The sequence below is a fragment of the Nostoc sp. genome, assembly GCF_036918015.1.
Classification (GTDB): Bacteria; Cyanobacteriota; Cyanobacteriia; order Cyanobacteriales; family Nostocaceae; genus Nostoc.
Genome location: NZ_JBALEO010000098.1, coordinates 68,159 through 87,103, shown reverse-complemented (window position 1 = coordinate 87,103; position 18,945 = coordinate 68,159). Strand labels below are relative to the sequence as shown.

General features: G+C 41.0%; 14 protein-coding genes, 1 tRNA gene and 1 pseudogene. 11 read left to right on the top strand and 5 right to left on the bottom strand.

Going from position 1 to position 18,945, the window contains the following annotated elements:
* Nucleotides 1-18: 18 nt before the first annotated feature.
* Nucleotides 19-495 (top strand): annotated as a pseudogene (locus V7K61_RS31150) (Uma2 family endonuclease); the annotation flags it as partial.
* An 11-nt stretch (nt 496-506) separates the two neighbouring features.
* Here V7K61_RS31150 and V7K61_RS31145 read toward each other — a convergent pair.
* The 4 genes from V7K61_RS31145 to V7K61_RS31130 all read right to left on the bottom strand — a co-directional run bounded on the left by V7K61_RS31145 (nt 507) and on the right by V7K61_RS31130 (nt 4,122).
* Nucleotides 507-1,430 (bottom strand): tetratricopeptide repeat protein, encoded by a 924-nt coding sequence (locus V7K61_RS31145; RefSeq protein ID WP_335059611.1) that lies wholly within the window; start codon nt 1,428-1,430, stop codon nt 507-509.
* 169 nt (nt 1,431-1,599) lie between these two features.
* The gene (petJ, locus tag V7K61_RS31140; protein ID WP_335060100.1) at nt 1,600-1,935 is read right to left on the bottom strand and encodes a cytochrome c6 PetJ; all 336 of its coding nucleotides are present in this window, start codon (nt 1,933-1,935) and stop codon (nt 1,600-1,602) included.
* Between the two features lie 356 nt (nt 1,936-2,291).
* Nucleotides 2,292-2,786, bottom strand: coding sequence for a GNAT family N-acetyltransferase (locus tag V7K61_RS31135; RefSeq protein WP_335060098.1), 495 nt, complete (start codon nt 2,784-2,786; stop codon nt 2,292-2,294).
* A 163-nt stretch (nt 2,787-2,949) separates the two neighbouring features.
* On the bottom strand, nt 2,950-4,122 hold the full coding sequence (locus V7K61_RS31130) for an RpoD/SigA family RNA polymerase sigma factor (RefSeq protein WP_292734528.1): 1,173 nt from the start codon (nt 4,120-4,122) through the stop codon (nt 2,950-2,952).
* 804 nt (nt 4,123-4,926) lie between these two features.
* Between V7K61_RS31130 and priA the strand changes: the two genes are divergently transcribed.
* Both priA and V7K61_RS31120 read left to right on the top strand, forming a co-directional pair.
* Complete coding sequence (gene priA, locus V7K61_RS31125; protein WP_335059609.1) at nt 4,927-7,650, top strand: primosomal protein N'; 2,724 nt, start codon at nt 4,927-4,929, stop codon at nt 7,648-7,650.
* A 529-nt stretch (nt 7,651-8,179) separates the two neighbouring features.
* The gene (locus V7K61_RS31120) at nt 8,180-10,378 is read left to right on the top strand and encodes an Ig-like domain-containing protein (protein WP_335059607.1); all 2,199 of its coding nucleotides are present in this window, start codon (nt 8,180-8,182) and stop codon (nt 10,376-10,378) included.
* A gap of 479 nt (nt 10,379-10,857) precedes the next feature.
* On the opposite strand, the gene V7K61_RS31115 is transcribed toward V7K61_RS31120, so the two are convergent.
* Nucleotides 10,858-10,929 (bottom strand) — tRNA-Thr (locus tag V7K61_RS31115).
* A 377-nt stretch (nt 10,930-11,306) separates the two neighbouring features.
* Between V7K61_RS31115 and argF the strand changes: the two genes are divergently transcribed.
* The 8 genes from argF (at nt 11,307) to V7K61_RS31075 (ending at nt 18,939) form a co-directional block, all read left to right on the top strand.
* A complete protein-coding gene (argF, locus tag V7K61_RS31110) occupies nt 11,307-12,227 on the top strand; it encodes an ornithine carbamoyltransferase (RefSeq protein WP_335059605.1) in 921 nt (306 codons plus the stop codon).
* A gap of 210 nt (nt 12,228-12,437) precedes the next feature.
* Entirely contained in the window at nt 12,438-13,043 is a 606-nt protein-coding gene (gene lexA, locus V7K61_RS31105; protein WP_335059603.1) for a transcriptional repressor LexA, read from the top strand.
* 111 nt (nt 13,044-13,154) lie between these two features.
* Nucleotides 13,155-14,636: a DNA phosphorothioation system restriction enzyme gene (locus tag V7K61_RS31100; protein WP_335059601.1), complete on the top strand. Its 1,482-nt coding sequence runs from the start codon at nt 13,155-13,157 to the stop codon at nt 14,634-14,636.
* 327 nt (nt 14,637-14,963) lie between these two features.
* Complete coding sequence (locus V7K61_RS31095) at nt 14,964-15,137, top strand: hypothetical protein (RefSeq protein ID WP_335059599.1); 174 nt, start codon at nt 14,964-14,966, stop codon at nt 15,135-15,137.
* Nucleotides 15,134-17,206, top strand: a complete 2,073-nt coding sequence (locus tag V7K61_RS31090) for an AAA family ATPase (protein WP_335059597.1) — start codon at nt 15,134-15,136, stop codon at nt 17,204-17,206. Before V7K61_RS31095 ends, V7K61_RS31090 begins: the two co-directional genes overlap by 4 nt.
* Nucleotides 17,207-17,217: 11 nt before the next feature.
* Nucleotides 17,218-17,787 (top strand): Uma2 family endonuclease, encoded by a 570-nt coding sequence (locus V7K61_RS31085; protein WP_335059595.1) that lies wholly within the window; start codon nt 17,218-17,220, stop codon nt 17,785-17,787.
* A gap of 35 nt (nt 17,788-17,822) precedes the next feature.
* Entirely contained in the window at nt 17,823-18,374 is a 552-nt protein-coding gene (locus tag V7K61_RS31080) for a Uma2 family endonuclease (protein WP_335059593.1), read from the top strand.
* A gap of 94 nt (nt 18,375-18,468) precedes the next feature.
* The gene (locus tag V7K61_RS31075; RefSeq protein ID WP_335059591.1) at nt 18,469-18,939 is read left to right on the top strand and encodes a DNA phosphorothioation-associated protein 4; all 471 of its coding nucleotides are present in this window, start codon (nt 18,469-18,471) and stop codon (nt 18,937-18,939) included.
* The last annotated feature ends 6 nt before the right edge of the window (nt 18,940-18,945 follow it).

The window sequence follows — 18,945 nt, the reverse complement described above, 5'->3', positions numbered from 1 at the left end:
TCAGATTAAAGGCCAGAAGAGTGTATTCGTTTAAATCTCCCCTACTTCATACCTAAAACAGCATTAGTCAAACCACCTGAAAATGAATCTGCTTACTCACCAGATGTGCTGATATTAAATCGCCCCAATTTGGTAAACGAACCTCTGTGGAAAAAAGAGTCTACTGTAAGTCAAGCGGAATCAATACCCTTAGTAGTTGAGGTAGTGAGTAGCAATTGGCGTGATGATTATTTAAAAAAAGCTGCTGATTATGAAGCTGTAGGTATATCAGAATATTGGATTGTAGACTATGCTGCTTTAGGTGGTAGGCGATTTATTGGCAACCCTAAACAACCAACTGTCTCGCTTTACACCTTAATTGAGGGAGAATACCAAGTCAGCCAGTTTCGAGGTTGCGATGCCTGCGGCGGTAAACAACGCATTATCTCACCTCTTTTCCCCGAATTAAACTTAACCGCCGAACAGATTTTTCAAGCTGGTGCATACCCTGTATAGCCCTGACAGTGTTAGAAAAGAGCGACTTCCGTTACAGACGAAATTTGTTGTCGCAGATTCTTCAGCAAATCTAGAGTTTTTTCGTAGGCAACTTTCTTTCCTTGATGTTCATAGTACTCAGATGCTTTTTGCAGATCAGCGATCGCTCCTAAATGATATCCTAAGCGATACTGAGCTACTCCCCGATTAACGTAAGCCTGGGCATTACTAGGGTTAAGTCTAATAACTTGGGAAAAATCACGCACTGCACCAAAGTCATCTCCGTTTCGTCCGCAAGCACAACCCCGGTTAAAGTACGCTCTATAATCGTTAGCATTGAGACGAATTGCTAGATTAAAGTCGAGCATCGCAGCTTGGGTATCTTGCAAGACAAAATGTGATAAACCTCGGTCATTATAGATATCTGCAAGCAGTAAGCTAGTTATTCGAGGAATTTGAGTTAGGGCTAAATTAAAGTCAAGAATTGCCTCTGAGTCTTTCCCATCGCCAGCACGGGCTAGTCCTCGGTTATAGTAAGCTCGAAAATCGGAGGGTTTAAGTGCGATCGCTCGATTATGATCGACAATGGCAGCAGGATAATCCCCTTGTCTGTAGTATGCCACTCCTCGGTTCAGATAAGCCTCAAAGTTATCCGGTGCAAAATTTATGGCTTGAGTACAATCTGTAACAGCTTGATGGTAATCTTGTAGTTGGAGATAAGCAAGACAGCGATCGCTATAAGCCACAGCAAAATCTTTCTCAAGTTCAATCGCTTGGTTAAAATTCTTTATTGCTTCCTGATAATCACCGCGTCGCATCTTATCTACACCCAACTCTAAGAAATCACTCGCTGTAATTTGGGTAATTAAAATGGGTGAGGAATGTGCAGGTAAAGTCAAAAAAGTGAGAGGTAAAGCAATAATTATACTGAAAAATAATCGCCAGAAATCACTCATAAGACCAAATTAGGATAGGTAGTATTGTTTGATATTCTTGGAACAGTCTTTTTGTAAAGACTCTTAATCCAAAATTGGTATAAGCATCCTATTTGATAATTTCAGTAGCAACAAAATTAGCGGGACAAAAAGCCCCGCGAATAGTTAATTTTTGAAGTTAGATTCTAATCTACTTCCATTCTTTATCTGCTTGTGAAAGCACATAAGCAGCTACATTTTCAATTTGTTCAGACTTCAAACGTTTGCCGAAGGCGGGCATAGCACCTTTACCGTTTGTAACCTGGGCAATAATCGCCTCTGCGGAGTAGAAACCATACTTTTCCAAATCCGCCTTCTTCAGGCTTTTGGCAGCATTAACCAGATTTTTTCCTCCTGCGTGACAAGAGGCACAATTGGCACTAAATACTTTAGCTCCACCAGCAGCATCAGCTGCCAAAGCTGGACGACTGAAGGCAAAAGTGAAGATTGCTATGCCTAACAGTATGACTGTAATCATTTTTTTCATTTCGTGTTCTCTCTGCAATAACGGCTTATTCAGTGCAATATCCTCCATAATTGTGAGTTGACCTGTTGCCATAGTCAAATGACAAGCTGTCAAACTTTGCTTTATTAAATAAAGTTTTTGGATTTTGGTGATTTTAGATTTAGATTTATTAGCGCAAAGTAATATGTAATGAGAATGTGCTTATCTCCAAAATACCCTAGCTTGCTTATTTACAAAAATGTGCATTTATGCTGATGATTAAAATGACAATTTATGTAATCTTGAATATGTTATAAAGAAAATCATTAAAATTTAAGGATGAAATATTAAAGATGAAAATTGTTCTGATTCATCCTTTATACTTCATCCTTTGTTTTTTATTTAACAGAACCTAATTTAGTAAGCACATCTTCTGTGACGCGACAAATTCGCCAATCATCTAATATAGATGCTCCCATACTACGGTAGAATGCTTGGGCTGACTCATTCCAATCTAAGACACTCCACTCTAATCGCCCACAATCACGTTCTACAGCTATCTGAGCTACTTTAGTTAAGAGAGCCTTACCAATACCTTGCCTGCGATATTCTGGTAAAACAAATAAATCTTCCAGATAAATTCCCGGCTTAGTCAGAAATGTTGAATAATTATGAAAAAATAGCGCAAAACCAACAGCTTGTCCCGCAGATTCCGCTAATATTGCCTCTATATACCTCCGCGAACCAAATAAATGCTCCTGAAGTGCTAAAGCATTGCCTGCGATCGCGTGAGATAATTTTTCATATTCTGCAAGTCCCTCAATTAATTTAAACAATACGCTGCAATCGGCTGCTTCAGCAAAACGCACAATCAAATTGCTACCCGAAGTCATTAGTCTATAGTCCATAGTTTATAGTCCATAGTCTATAGGCAACTGGGCAATTTATTTTGAGTATTGACTAAATAAGAGCCGAAAAAAGCTACAAAACGCCCGATTTTTGCGAATTGCAAAGCTAATTAAGTTCCAGATTGCATCTCTATCTTGAGCAATGTAATTAAATCAACCAACCTTTTAAGCGTTTGGCTATGTGAGGACGGCGCAATTTCCGCATGGCTTTGCTTTGAATTTGACGCACTCGCTCACGAGAAAGATTGAACATATTGCCAACCTCTTCTAAGGTGCAGGGTTCGCTGCTTGTCAAACCATAACGCAGAGAAATCACATCTTTCTCTCGTGGAGTTAACACATCACCCAAGACTTCCCAAATCTCCTGACGCATCATGTTTTCATTCATTTTTGCTTCTGGAGACAAGTTATCTTCATCTTCTAGCAAATCCATCAATTCCGTGTCTTCTTCTTTACCGACGCGGTGGTTGAGAGAAAGTGCTTGTCGCCGTAGCTGTTGTAGCTGGCGTAGTTGTTGCACACTAATCTCTAAATATTCTGCCATTTCACCTTCGGTAGGATTACGACAGAGTTTTTGTTTGAGTTCCCGTTGGGCTTTTTTTAGCTTGTTCAGCTTTTCAACAATATGAATCGGTAGCCGAATTGTGCGCGCATCGTTAGCTATAGCTCTGGTAATTGCTTGTCTAATCCACCAATAGGCGTAAGTAGAAAACTTATATCCTTTATCGGGATCGAATTTTTCTGTAGCGCGATTTAAACCCATTGCTCCTTCCTGAATTAAATCCAGAAAAGGCACTCCCCGATTCAAGTATCGTTTAGCAATAGAAACTACCAATCTCAAGTTCGAGCGAATCATTTTGCGTTTCGCTACTCTCCCTTGATACAAGCGACTTTCTAGTTGCTTTTCCGTCATTCCTAACTCAGAAGCCACTTCTAATTTGCTGGCTTCATGTTCCAGTTTTAACCCTAAAGCCGCTTGTATTTCTCTAAATTCCTCTAGAAACCTGACTCGCCGCGCTAATTCTACTTCTTCATCAGCTTTTAAAAGCGGATAACGCGCCATTTCTTTAAAAAATGCGCCGACAGCATCATCATGTTCGGTTTTGTTGTATCCCGAAGGACGAGCCGCAGCCATGTCATCGCCATCGCGTTCGTCTGATTCCAGATTTTCTACTACAATTGGAGATTCTTCTTCTGCTACTGCATTTAAACTATCGAGTGATGGTTCTTCAATATCAGCAGCATTCTCCAGTATTTCCATCTTTCCCAATTCAACAATATTCATATTTTCCTTTAGGGATTGTTGCTTTGTTTGGTACATAATTTATTTACACCTACTCGTTTGAGGCTTGGTAGTTTTCCCTAATGGACGATGCACCCGTAAAAAATAGCGAAATATAGGCTGATGCAAATTTGTTTATAGAAATAAAAATCGGCATCTACCTAGTATCTATAGGTTACAGTTATATACAACCTATAACGAAACTTACCTTAGCACCCAGCAAAACTTTTTTCTTAGATTCCCAACAGATATATTCTTCATTTTTTTCTGAATTATCAAATATGTCAAACCCCCTCAAACTTTCTCAACCTTAACAAATATAAAAATTCCAGCTAACCATCCAAATTTCTTAAACTTTCATATATTTTTCTAAATATTTATAATGTTTTAGGCGCTGGATACCACTGTATAAAAGGAAGACCTACTAATAGGTTACGCATTCCCGATTTGATTTCAAGTTACCTACCTGATACAAATTACAAGAGTAGCAGCTTAATTTTGGGATGATCTTACTTTGTATAAAAGCATCTCATATACAGAAAGAGTTGAATATCTACCGATAGGCGGAAAAAGGCTACTCCATATTTAGTAGATAGAGCAACTGTTGCAGCAATAGCCGACATGCTTTTATTTGTATAGTGGGCACCAAATATTTATTGCATATATAGTTGATACGAATTTGTCTAGTAGATTACATAAGAGGAAAATTATCAAGTATTATGAAGAATAACAGTATTGAGAAATACCATTTAAATTTAAGAAAGCGAAAAACTAAAGTTTAGTTAGCTAGGTTGATTTTGACCAGCTATGTGAGGAAAATATTTAATTATAAAATCAGCAAGTATGTATATTAATGACATAAATTTATCTGCTTTAGTGGTGAGTGAACCGAGTGAATCATATCAGTCAGGTAAAACTGTTAATCGGTGGGTTGAAGTATTGGTAGACTGTCCAGGAAGTACAGGACTATTTACTTATCGATTGCCAGCCCACTTAGAAATAAAACCAGGTGATATTTTGAGTGTGCCATTTGGGGCGCAACAATTAGGAGCGATCGCAATTCGATTACTAACACAACCAAATATCGATTTACCACCAGAAAAAATCCGGGAAGTAGAAGATATAGTCAGCGTTGGATTTTTCCCAAGTGCTTATTGGGAATTACTCAACCGAGTTGCTGCATATTACTATACGCCGCTGATTCAAGTAATCCGGGTTGCTCTGCCGCCAGGGTTGCTGGGGCGATCGCAGCGTCGTATCCGCGTGGTTGGAAGCAGAGGGGCAGGGGGGCAGGGGGGCAGAGGAGCGGAGGGGAGTCGTTATTTACTGGGATCTGCCGATCCTTTGGCTTTTTTGACTCCGACTGCGCGGCAAGTTTGGGAACTTTTGCAAGGGCAGCCGGCGGGGGACTACAGTTTTGTTTACCTGCAACAAAAAGTCAAATCTGCTTATCGCGGAATCCGGGAGTTATTGCGATTTGGTTTAGTAGAAAGCTACTTAGAACCGCCGCGACTAACTCGACCAAAGTTGCAAAAAGCAGTTACGCTCACAGGTACAATTGACCAAGAGTTAACTACTCGCCAACGAGAGATTTTAGAAGTGTTACGGCGACACGGTGGGGAGTTGTGGCAAAATGAATTGTTGCAAATTTGCAATGCTAGTTCTTCTATTCTCAAGACGTTGACACAAAAGGGTTACATCGTTGTTGAAGAACGGGAAGTATTGCGAACTGAACAAGGCCCAACTTTAGTAGGGGATGGCGCTAAATCTTTAACTACAGATCAAGCTAGCGCTTTAGAGACAATCCAGACACTCGATGGATTTGCTCAAGTTTTATTGCATGGAGTGACAGGTTCAGGAAAAACCGAAGTATATTTGCAAGCGATCGCACCTCTCCTCAATCAAGGTAAATCTGCTCTGGTTTTAGTCCCAGAAATTGGACTTACACCGCAGTTAACCGATCGTTTTCGCGCTCGTTTTGGTAATAAAGTCAGCGTTTATCACAGCGCCCTCTCAGATGGTGAACGTTACGACACTTGGCGGCAAATGCTCACCGGAGAACCTCAAGTTGTCATTGGGACTCGTAGCGCCGTTTTCGCCCCTTTGCCCAACTTGGGTTTAATTATTTTAGATGAAGAACACGATAGCAGCTTTAAACAAGATTCCCCTATACCCACCTACCACGCCCGCACCGTTGCCCTGTGGCGAGCCGAATTAGAAAATTGCCCCTTGGTGTTGGGTTCCGCTACGCCTTCGTTAGAAACTTGGGTAAGCGTGGGGAGCAGGGGAGCGGGGGAGCGGGGGAGCGGGGGAGCAGGGGAGCAGGGGAGCAGGGGAGCAGGGGGAGAATTCGTAACTCCTCACTCCTCACTCCCAACTCCTAACTCTTCACTCCTAACTCCTAACTCCTCACTCCTCACTCCTCACTCCTCACTCAGCACTCAGCACTCAGCACTCAGCACTCAGCACTCAGCACTCAGCACTCATTATTTAAGTTTGCCTGAGCGCATCAACTCTCGCCCTTTGCCGCCGGTGGAAATCGTCGATATGCGACAAGAGTTGCAACAGGGAAATCGTTCTATATTTAGTAGATCCCTGCAAACAGCTTTGCAAGAGTTGCAAGAAAGAAAACAACAGGGAATTTTATTTATCCATCGCCGGGGACACAGTACTTTTGTCTCTTGCCGTAGTTGTGGATATGTGTTGGAATGTCCGCATTGTGATGTATCGCTGGCGTATCACCATACCGAAGAAAAAGCGCCGGAATTATTGCGGTGTCATTATTGTAATTATGCGCGATCGCATCCCAAATTTTGTCCTGATTGTAGTTCCCCTTATCTGAAATTTTTCGGTAGCGGTACTCAACGGGTAACGCAGGAACTAGCGCGACAGTTCCCAGAGTTGCGCTTGATTCGTTTTGATAGTGATACCACTCGTAATAAAGGCTCCCATCGTACCCTACTCACTCAGTTTGCCAACGGCGAAGCAGATTTATTAGTTGGTACGCAAATGCTCACTAAAGGTTTGGATTTACCACAGGTGACACTTGTGGGGGTTGTCGCCGCCGATGGATTGTTAAATTTATCAGATTATCGTGCCAGCGAACGGGCATTTCAAACCTTGACGCAAGTCGCTGGACGTGCTGGTAGAGGTGAAGATCCGGGTAGAGTGATTGTGCAGACTTATACTACAGAGCATCAGGTCATTGCAGCTGTGCGATCGCACGATTATCAGTCTTTCTCTGAAGCTGAGTTAGAACAACGCCAAGCACTCAATTATCCTCCTTATGGGCGGTTAATTTTGTTGCGCTTAAGTAGTCTCGACCCGATTCAAGTGCAAAATACGGCGCAAGTTATTGCTACAGCCTTGAGTACGGAAGAAGAATTCGAGATATTGGGCCCAGCACCAGCGAGTATTTTACGGGTAGCTAATCGTTATCGCTGGCAGATATTGATTAAATTTGCCCCCGATGCCTTACCGCGATTACCAGATTGGGAAGAAGTGCGATCGCTTTGTCCTTTGTCTGTAAGTTTAACTATTGATGTAGACCCATTAAATATTATGTGATCGTTATGCGATCTTAAATTATATCATGTCCGCTTGGTTACTTATTAAACCTCAAGAACCCCACCCCGCCAAAGCTACGCTTTGTCTCCCCTCCCGAAGAGCGGGGAGGGGCTGGGGGTGGGGTGCAATGACCGTGGAAATCATAGCTAATTATAAAAACATTATATTAACCATATATTAACCGCATATTAACAGTATAGTTAAAAATGAACTGTGGCAGTACCAATTAAAGATTGATTTACGATAATAATTTTGAAGATTTATTGCTTTTTCCGTAATCATACTGTGGCAAGTTGAGGAATTAGAAAGTTCCTTTACAATTCTCTGAAAAAGAAGTTCAGTACTTATGTAATTTCAAGTACTTACTAAATATTTTTTATACAGTCTGGAGAAATGGTTCCCTGAGACTTGCGGTCATTACGTTCGTTTCTAGCCAGTGAAGGATTGCTAGGAATAATCATTGCAGATACTTGGCCAATGTTAATGGACTACTCACGTATCAACTACGAACACAACGGCAAGGCATACTATGATTTACAAGATCAAACCCAAAATACTGGTATTAGCAATTGTTCAAGGGATTGCTTTTCAACCAAATGACACTCCTGTACCATCTGGGTATATTAAAGATATCGGTCAAGCCTACAATGATACTAGAGGCTTTGGTTGGGTGCGTGAAGATAGCTTAGGCAATAGTACACCCACTCCTCTTGATATCCAACTCAATACACGCGATCGCAATCAAAGTGGCATCGATCGGCGACTAAATAGACTGATTCATCTGCAATATCCTCTTACCAATGCGGGAACAGCAGTCAGGATACCTGCTGCTTGGGAATATGCCCTATCTAATGGTTCCTACAATGTGACTGTTAGCGTCGGTGATGCTAGTAGTCCTGTAAATAGTAAGCACCAGATCAATATAGAAGGGACGGCTGCTATTTCTGGCTTTGTACCAACGGCAACCAAAAAGTTTGCCGCAATTACTCGGATTGTTAATGTTACCGATGGCAAGCTCACAATTGATGCTAAAGGTGGTAAGAATACCAAGCTCAATTATATTGCGATCGCACCAGGTAATCGTCCCTCGATCAGAACGACCAATCCCAATGATGGTCAGACAAATCTCTCGCCAGATATCTCGATTACAGCAGACCTAAATCTCCCCAATAGTGGGATTGCGGTTAATACTATTTCTGCCTCAACTATCAAGCTGATTGATTGCAGCACTAACACGCAAGTCAATACCACTTACAACACTTCCGGTGGTGGAGATGTGATTGTAGTGTCTCCGATAAATCGTCTCAAGAACAATACCAAATATTTGTTACAAATCACCGACAGGGTTAAAGATAGCAATGGTGCTGCATTCTTACCCTATAGCATCAGTTTCACAACAGGCACCTTTGTGAACCCAGTAAGCAATATTACTTTTGAGCAAATCTCACTAGCGAATGTACCTGCCAAATCTTACACCACAGTCTTGATTGGGCCTGACAATAAACTATATGCTGCCACCTTACGAGGTGAGATTTTGCGTTTCCCGATCAATGCTGATGGTACTCTGGGTACGCCACAAACGATTTCCTCATTGCAGACTGCAAATGGTAGTAATCGAACGATCGTTGGTATGCACTTTGATCCCTCATCAACCAATGCCAACAACCTAATTCTCTGGGTAACAAATAACTACTACTGGAATGGAACTATTGATGCACCAGAATGGAGTGGTAAGATTACTCGTTTAAGCGGCACCAATCTAGAGAGAGTAAAAGACTATGTGGTTGATTTACCGCGATCGAGTCGGGATCATCTAACCAATAGCATTGAGTTCAAGCCCAACGAGCCAAACGTGCTGTATGTGTTGCAGGGTAGTAATAATAGTACGGGCGCACCAAACACTGCCTGGAGTAATCGTCCTGAGCAGTTGTTAACTGCTGCTGTATTACGAGTTGACCTGTCCAAAATCACCTCACCTCCTTTAAGCGTTAAGACAGAGGAGGGGGGTACTTATAACCCCTTTAATCCGGGAGCGCCTGTAACTATCTTTGCTAGTGGTATACGTAATGGCTACGATCTGGTTTGGCATACCAATGGCCAGTTGTATGTGCCAACGAATGGTTCGGCGGCTGGTGGCAATACGCCAAATACACCTATCCCTTTACCTCTTGCCTGCCAAAACCGGATTGATAAGGCTACTAATGGGGCTTATACTACTCCACCTGTGCCTGCTCTTAGCAGTCTAGGCACGCAGCCAGACTTTCTGCTTCGCGTTGTTAAAAATGGTTATTATGGCCATCCCAATCCGAAGCGTTGTGAGTGGGTGTTGGGTGGAGGAAATCCCACAGCTGGTACAGACCCAGTTCAGATCAATGAATATCCCGTTGGTACTCTACCTGACCGGAATTGGAAGGGTATTTCCTTCGATTTCGGAGAGCATTTTTCACCTAATGGCATCATTGAATATCGTAGTAATGCTTTAGGTGGTCAGCTGCAAGGCAAACTGCTAGTGACACGCTTCAGTTTAGGGAAAGACATCATCGTGCTAACACCAGGTGGCGCAAACTTGGATATTGTAAATTCCCAAACGGCTATTAGTGGCTTCACTGGTTTTAACCCAAGTCCATTGGATTTAGTTGAGAATACCACGAATGGAAATCTCTACGTGGCGCAACTCAGCCAAGAGACGGGCATGGGCAAAATTACACTTTTGCGTCCACTTAAGTAATATCAGTACCGAGCGATCGCAATCAATTCATGCTTGTAGCTGAAAAGGGTTTTTACTGAAACTGCAAGCATGAATTGATTGCATTTACTCTCCAACAAGCATTTATCGAACAGAATTCAGGAGTCAGGAGTCAGAATTCAGTTGGGTATTCTGTATGACACTTCTCTACGAGACCCTCCGCGTAGCTTGCTTCCACGTTCGCGGAGCGTACCGTAGGCAAGTGGTACGACAGGCTCAGTGCATCGCTGGCAGATAGCGACGCGGAAAGCGAGTCTTCGTTCGCTTTTAGCGTCTCGTAGAGAACGTCTTGATTCTGACTTCTGAATTCTGACTTCTGAATTCTGAATTCTTCTTCAAGTGCATTTATCTGAATCAACGGTTACGAAGCATCCAGAATTTTATAACCCGCAACTTGGGTTAATATGATGTTGATACTTAATTCCAAACAATTCGGCGACACTAATTTGCGAATTTACAAAAGCCAGCAGCGGGATTTGAACTCGCGACCTTCCGATTACAAGTCGGATGCACTACCACTGTGCTATGCTGGCAAGTTTGACGATTGCTTTTAATTAGCAACCACGATTCATCATTGTACCATAATCCATTTATTTGTCTAGCTGTAAATTCTAAAAAATATCTGCTTCATCATAAAATTAGGCTAAAAGACCAGAAATTTTAGCAATATCGCTGCTTTTGTACGCCTAGATCGTTGTTCTGGCGTTGCCATTGTGATGAACCAGAAACAATCAGAGATTCTGAATCACTGATAAGGTTGATAAATCAATATTTATAGCAATTTATAGCAAAAGCTAACTTAAATCCTGGGCTGAACCCAAAAATATCTAGTCAGTTCTAAAACTATATTTTCTTGGCACAGCTGAATAAAGGAACAGAAATATATAATTATTTTTTACAGATTACAAGCATGGCAGCATTGCTCGGACGAGATTTATTAAGTCTAGCGGACATCAGTTCTACGGAACTTCAAGAACTTCTGGAATTGGCAACTCAACTTAAATCACAGCAGTTGAAGTTGCAGTGTAATAAAGTTTTGGGGTTGTTGTTCTCCAAAGCTTCAACTCGGACACGGGTAAGTTTTACCGTGGCGATGTACCAATTAGGTGGACAGGTAATCGATCTCAACCCCAATGTTACTCAAGTTAGTCGCGGGGAACCCTTGCAGGATACGGCGCGGGTGTTAGATAGATATCTGGATATTTTGGCAATTCGCACTTTTGCTCAACAAGATTTGGAAACTTTTGCTCACTACGCCAAAATTCCGGTGATTAATGCACTTACCGATGCAGAACATCCTTGTCAGGTATTAGCGGATTTATTGACGATTCAAGAAAGCTTTGGCACTCTAGCTGGGTTAACTTTAACCTACGTGGGTGATGGGAATAATGTGGCTAATTCGCTGATGTTGGGCTGTGCTTTAGTGGGGATGAATGTCAGAATTGCTACTCCTAAAGGATATGAGCCAGATTCTAGGATTGTAGAGCAAGCAAGAGCGATCGCTAATCACAAAACTGAAGTCCTCCTCACTCACGATCCAGAATTAGCTGCTAAGGGAGCTGCTGTACTTTACACTGATGTTTGGGCGAGTATGGGGCAAGAGGCAGAAGCTGATAATCGGATGCCAATTTTCCAGCCTTATCAAATTTCGGAACAGCTATTAAGCCTTGCTGACCCAGAGGCAATTGTTTTACACTGCTTACCAGCTCATCGCGGTGAAGAAATTACCGAGGCAGTTATTGAAGGTTCTCAATCACGAGTTTGGGAACAGGCAGAAAATCGTCTCCACGCTCAAAAAGCTTTACTTGCAAGTCTTTTAGGGGCAGAGTAAGGGAATAGGGCACAGGGGATAGGGTATAGTTTTCTTCCTTGTAACCTCTAACCTGTAACCTGTACCCTGTTATATTCTTATTTGTCAAAAGGCAAAAGAGAAGAAAATAATTTTGCTTTTGCCTTTCATATTTTTACTTTTCTCTTGTTATAGGGAGTTTTTTGTAGTACTAATGTTCTAGAGACATTAATAATTACTTCCCGGAAATTTATGGAACGTCTAACAGAAGCCCAACAAGAACTTTACGAATGGTTAGCAGAATACATCAGATCGCACCAGCATTCGCCTTCTATTCGGCAAATGATGCAAGCGATGAACCTGAAGTCACCAGCACCAATTCAAAGTCGTTTAGAACATTTACGCACCAAGGGATATATAGAATGGACTGAAGGACAAGCGCGAACAATTCGGATTTTGCGTCCTGTTAAGCAAGGTGTACCAATTTTGGGCACGATCGCGGCTGGTGGTTTAATAGAACCGTTTACTGATGCTGTAGATCATTTAGACTTTTCTAATTTCGATTTACCTCCCCAAACTTACGCCTTGCGCGTAGCTGGCGATAGCATGATTGAAGATTTAATTACTGATGGCGATGTGGTATTTCTGCGTCCAGTAGCAGAACCAAATCATTTAAAAAATGGTACTATCGTCGCCGCCAGAATTGATGGATTTGGTACAACATTAAAACGTTTTTATCGCCAAGGCGATCGCGTTACCCTCAAACCAGCAAATCCTAAGTACAATCCCATTGAAGTCAGTGCTATGCAAGTACAGGTGCAAGGTTCTCTCATTGGTGTTTGGCGCGGTTACAACTGAGTAGTAAGAAAGTGATGAGTTATGAGTGATGAGTTTTAAATTACTAACTCCCAACTCCTAACTCCCAACTCCTAACTCCTAACTCCTAACTCCTAACTCCTAACTCCCACTATGTACCTGACGCAAAATTCAGTGCAGCAACTGCCCACTTTCCGATTGAAATTACCATTTGCAAGGGAAAGTAAGGGCAGTTATTACACTCCGCAACCATTACCAGGATGCCCAAGAATGCCTGTGTCTCTGCAATTGCGGCAATATCAGCGGCAAGCGATCGCTAGCTGGTTTACCAACAATGGCAGAGGGACGCTGAAAATGGCTACTGGTAGTGGTAAAACCATTACCGCATTAGCGATCGCTTGTGAATTATATCAGCAGATTAATTTACAAGTTTTGGTGGTGGTATGTCCCTATCGCCATCTCGTTACCCAATGGGCGCGAGAATGCGAAAAATTTAATTTGCAGCCCATTTTAGCCTTTGAGAATTTACGCACTTGGCAAAGTCAACTTTCTGGGCAAATTTATAATCTGCGTTCTGGTTCTCAACGGTTTGTCACGGTGATTACTACGAACTCCACTTTAATTGGAGATGGGTTTCAGTCTCAACTCAAATATTTTCCCGCCAAAACTTTAATTATTGGGGATGAGGCGCATAATTTAGGTGCGCCCAAATTAGAAGAGAGTTTACCGCGCAGTGTTGGGTTGAGACTAGCTTTATCTGCCACACCGGAAAGATATTTTGATGATTTTGGCACGCAATCTTTATTTGATTATTTTGGCCCAGTTCTCCAGCCAGAGTTTACTTTGAGGGATGCGATCGCTCAAGGTGCTTTGGTACATTATCTGTATTATCCGGTATTGGTGGAATTAACTGAAGCCGAAAGCATTGCCTATTTAAAGTTAACTAAAAGAATTGGGCGATCGCTACTTTATCGAGATCGAGAAAATGGACAAGCGGGAAATTTTGAAGACAATGAAGATTTAAAGCCGTTGTTGATGCAAAGGGCAAGGTTAATTGGTGCGGCAGAAAATAAATTAAATGCTTTGCGGGATTTAATGACGACTCGTCGCGATACTACTCACACTCTTTTTTATTGCAGTGATGGTTCCCAAGAGGCGGGACAACGTTCATCGCTACGCCAACTTAAAGCTGTTGCTAAAATTTTGGGGGTGGATTTAGGCTACAAGGTAAGTACCTATACAGCCCAAACAACTTTACAAGAAAGGGAAATTTTACGGCATCAATTTGAAAGTGGTGAATTACAGGGTTTAGTCGCAATTCGTTGTTTAGATGAAGGTGTCGATATTCCGGCAATTCAAACTGCGGTGATTTTATCAAGTTCTGGAAATCCTCGCCAATTTATCCAGCGACGGGGACGAGTTTTACGTCCTCATCCTGGTAAAGAACGGGCCACTATATTTGACATGATTGTTTTGCCACCAGATTTAGATAGAGAAACTATCGAAGTTGAGCGCAATTTATTGAAAAAGGAATTGCGTCGCTTTGTAGAGTTTGCTGATTTAGCTGATAATGCAGGCGTTGCAAGAATGAAGTTACTTGATTTACAAAAGCGCTACGGGTTATTAGATATTTGATGATGAACTATATAGTTGTATTATTTTGTAAAATTTTTCGAGTTTTGAAAAAACAAGCATTAAGTATGAAATAATAAAATTATGACTTAGATCATAATCGGATGGAAGTGAAATTTTTAAAGCCACTTCCATCCGATTATGATCTAGATTGTTAATATTAACAATAACAGAAGATAATTCAATAGTAAAGTCTTTTTTCAAAGAAAAGTATAAATTAAAAAAAATAGTTTTTACAAAATTAGAGATAACGCTAACAGTGGCTTTACGGAGGTAAATGCAGTACTAGAGAAAGTTAAAATATAGAAAAACTATATTTCCAAACCGAAGATGTCACAAGATGCGAATATCGATGATGTACAGGAGCCAATAACCAACGCTCCGCCGGAAGTACAGCGAATTATTGAGCGGGTATGGAAGCTGGAAAAAGGCAGGCTAGATAAGAAGATTAACAGCCATATAAATGATAATATTTTGGATATTATTAAGGAAGAGGTGCGATGAAGCTGACTTCAATCAAGCTATGCAACTTTCGCTCCTTTTATGGTACGACACCAGAGATGCTCCTGGCTGGTGGAGATGTTCAGAATACAACGATTATTCATGGTAATAATGGCTCTGGAAAGACGAGTTTACTAAATGCCTTTACGTGGGTATTGTATGATAAATTTAGTGCGGCATTTGCATCGATAGAGCAGTTAGTTAATAAGCGTGCGATCGCAGAAGCTCAAAAAGGTCAAGCTGTAGAATGTTGGGTAGAAATTGGCTGGGAACATGAAGGTAAACGCTATCGAGTGAAACGCGCCTGTCGGGGTTATAAAAACGAAAGTGATTTTGATGCTGGCAAAACTCAATTAACCATGTGGGTTGGTGCGGATGATGGTAAATGGAATATACCAACTCAGCAACCAGACGATATCATTAATCAAATTTTACCCGCTACTTTACATCAATACTTTTTCTTTGACGGCGAACGAATTGAAGAAATAGTCCGTTCTGATAAAAAAGCTGAGATTGCCGAAGCTACAAAAATTTTCTTGGGTGTGGAAGTAATCAACCGTTCCATCAGACATTTAGGAGATGCTAAAAAAACTCTAGAAAATGAGTTAAAAGCTATTGGTGATTCTGAAACCAAACAACTATTACGACAGCAAGAAAAGATAGAACGCGAACGCGAACGCATTACCAAACGGCAAACTGAAATTAAAGAAGAGTTAGAATATCAACAAACTTTTAAAAAAGAGACAAGTAACCGTTTGCGAGAATTGAGTGCTGCTAAGGAATTACAAGAAAGATGGCAGGATTTAGAATCGCAGAAAATGGCAAATCAAGAAGAATATAAAAAAACGAAGGAAGCGCTGAAAAAAGTTATTTCCGCGCGGGGTTATACAGTTTTACTCTCTGAAACGACATCCCAATTCCGAGGAATAATCAATGATTTGAAACAACGCGGCGAGTTAACATCAGGAATTTCGCGAGAATTTGTCAATGATTTACTCAATTCTCAACGCTGTATTTGTGGTGCAGAATTACACAAGGGTAATCATTCTCATACTCATGTAAGTAATTGGTTAAATAAAGCCGGTTCCTCGGCGGTGGAAGAAACTGCAATTCGGATGATAGCTCAAGTAGATGAAATTGATAAGCAAGCTATAGGATTTTGGGAAGAGGTTGATAGAGAACAAAGTAGAATTAATCAGTTAAGGCAAAGCATATCTCAAATTGAAGGCGATTTAGACAATATTCAAGAACGGTTGCGAAAAGATGCTAATGAAGAAATCAGCAGTTTACAAAAACGCTTAGATGAAATTGAAAGTAAAATTGATGAGTTAAATCGAGAACAGGGTGCAAATCAGCAGCAAATTGCTCAACTCACAACTGAGATTGAAGGTTTAAATAAACAAATAGCTAAACAAAAGCTGAATGAAGACAAGCAAACTTTAGCACAGCGACGAATTAACGCTACTCAAGATGCAATTGAACGGTTAACGGAAGTTAGAAATCGGCAAGAACAACAATTTCGGCTGCAACTAGAAAAGCGAGTGCAAGAAATATTCACGGAGATTTCTGTAACTCCATACATTCCTAAAATTAGCGATAAATATGAACTGACATTAGTAGAAAATACTACAGGTATAGAAGCACCTGTGGCAGCATCCACCGGGGAGAATCAAATTCTCAGTTTATCCTTTATTGCCAGCATCATTGACAAAGTAAGGGAATGGAGTGAGAAACGAAAAATGATGATGATTCCCGATAGTAGCACTTTCCCAATTGTGATGGATTCACCCTTTGGTAGTTTGGATGAGAATTCACGGCGACACATTGCGAAGACAATTCCCCAATTAGCGAATCAGTTGATAGTTTTAGTTACTAAGACTCAGTGGCGGGGTGAAGTTGAAGCAGAAATGACACAGAGAATTGGTAGAGAATACGTGCTTACGTATTATTCATCTAAGCCAGATTGCGAACAAGATTATATTGAGTTGGGTGGCGAAAGATATCCTTTAGTGAAACAAAGTCCGAATGAGTTTGAGTATACTGAAATTATCGCGGTTGAACGTAATCTTTAAAGGATAAAGTTATGGTTGCGAATTCAGACAGAAATTATATGTCTCCCCAAGAATATCTGGAATGGGAAGAACACCAAGAAATTAAATATGAATATATTGATGGTGAAGTTTTCGCCATGACTGGGAGTACTCTTCCCCATAATGATATTGCTTTAAACTTAGCTTCAGCGTTAAAAAGTCACCTGCGAGGAAATGGTTGTCGTGTGAATATGGCGGATGGGAAAGTAGGTGTATCTGAAAAGGGGCCTTTTCATTATCCCGATGTTGTGGTGAGTTGCGATGAACGAGATAAACAAGCTATTCAGTTTCTCCAATATCCTTGTTTAATTGTTGAAGTTCTGTCCCCAAGTACGGAAGCTTATGATAGAGGTACAAAATTTACGCGGTATCGTCGCATTCAGACTTTGCAAGAATACGTCCTCATTGATGCTGAAAAAATTAGTTTAGATTGCTTTCGGTTAAATGATAGAGGACTGTGGGAGTTACACCCTTATGAAGCAGGGGATGAGGTTCATTTAACCAGCGTTGATTTCCGCTTCCCGATTTCTTTGGTGTATGAAAATGTTCAGTTTCCTAGTTAAATTAGGATTAACCTCGATTCATGATTAGGGGTTTTATGAGTATTAAAACTGAAGCAACTATTGAAGATTTGTACCACTTACCTGACAATTGTAAAGCAGAGATTGTCAATGGAAAATTGGTGCTGATGTCTCCAACTGGATTTTTACCAGGACGTGCAGGCGGTGAAATTTATGCAAGTTTGCGTGATTATGAACGATTGACAAAAAGTGGTTACGCTTTGCCTGATAATGTCGGTTTTATTGTCAATCTCCCTAACCGTCGTTCTTTAAGTCCTGATGCTGCGTTTTATACTGGCAAACCTACAGGCGGGAAGTTTCTTAATGGTGCGCCTATATTTGCTGCTGAGGTGCGAAGTGAAAATGATTACGGTGATAAAGCTGAAAAAGATATGGCTAGTAAACGCCGTGATTATTTTGCGGCTGGTACGCTGGTAGTTTGGGATGTGGATGTACTCAAAGAGGAAGTTATTAGAGTATATCGTGCTAGTAATCCTGAAGAACCGGAAGTTTATCGCCGTGGTGAGGTGGCTGAAGCTGAACCCGGAGTGCCGGGATGGACTATGTTAGTGGATAATTTGTTTGTTTAGGCGATCGCCCACATACTAGTATAAAATAATGCGCTAATAATTACTATCACTTCTAACTTTCGGTTAAAATAGCAACAATGTAGATATTAAAACAATGGCTGCAAATAGAATCAGGGTTGCTAAAGATAAGGCTGAGTTGGTGAAATCTCTAGTCGCATCAAAAGACACGACTGGGCCTTTTCAAACTTATGTAGAAGTTATGGTGTTTGCAGCATCATTGGGCGTTAAATATAAAAAACGTGTTCCTTTGGGGGAAACTACAAAAAGAGAACCATCTCCAATTCCACAAGAAAATTTTGCTTCATTGGGATATGACCTAATTATTAAATTATTAGGAGTTAATGAAACTCAAGATATCAACATACTCTCATCTAGAGAGGAACAAGATGAAGATAAACGTACTCAAATATTTGAAGAGTATGCTAACGCAGGACTAGAAATTTTACAAAATGAGTTACGTGGTTCTGTTGACTATTCAGAGCGAATTCTATTAGTTCTGATTTCTGAAAGAGGAACAAAAGAACAGCTAGAAGAAGAATTTGACCTCAGTAAATTCTTAAATTGATTTTTT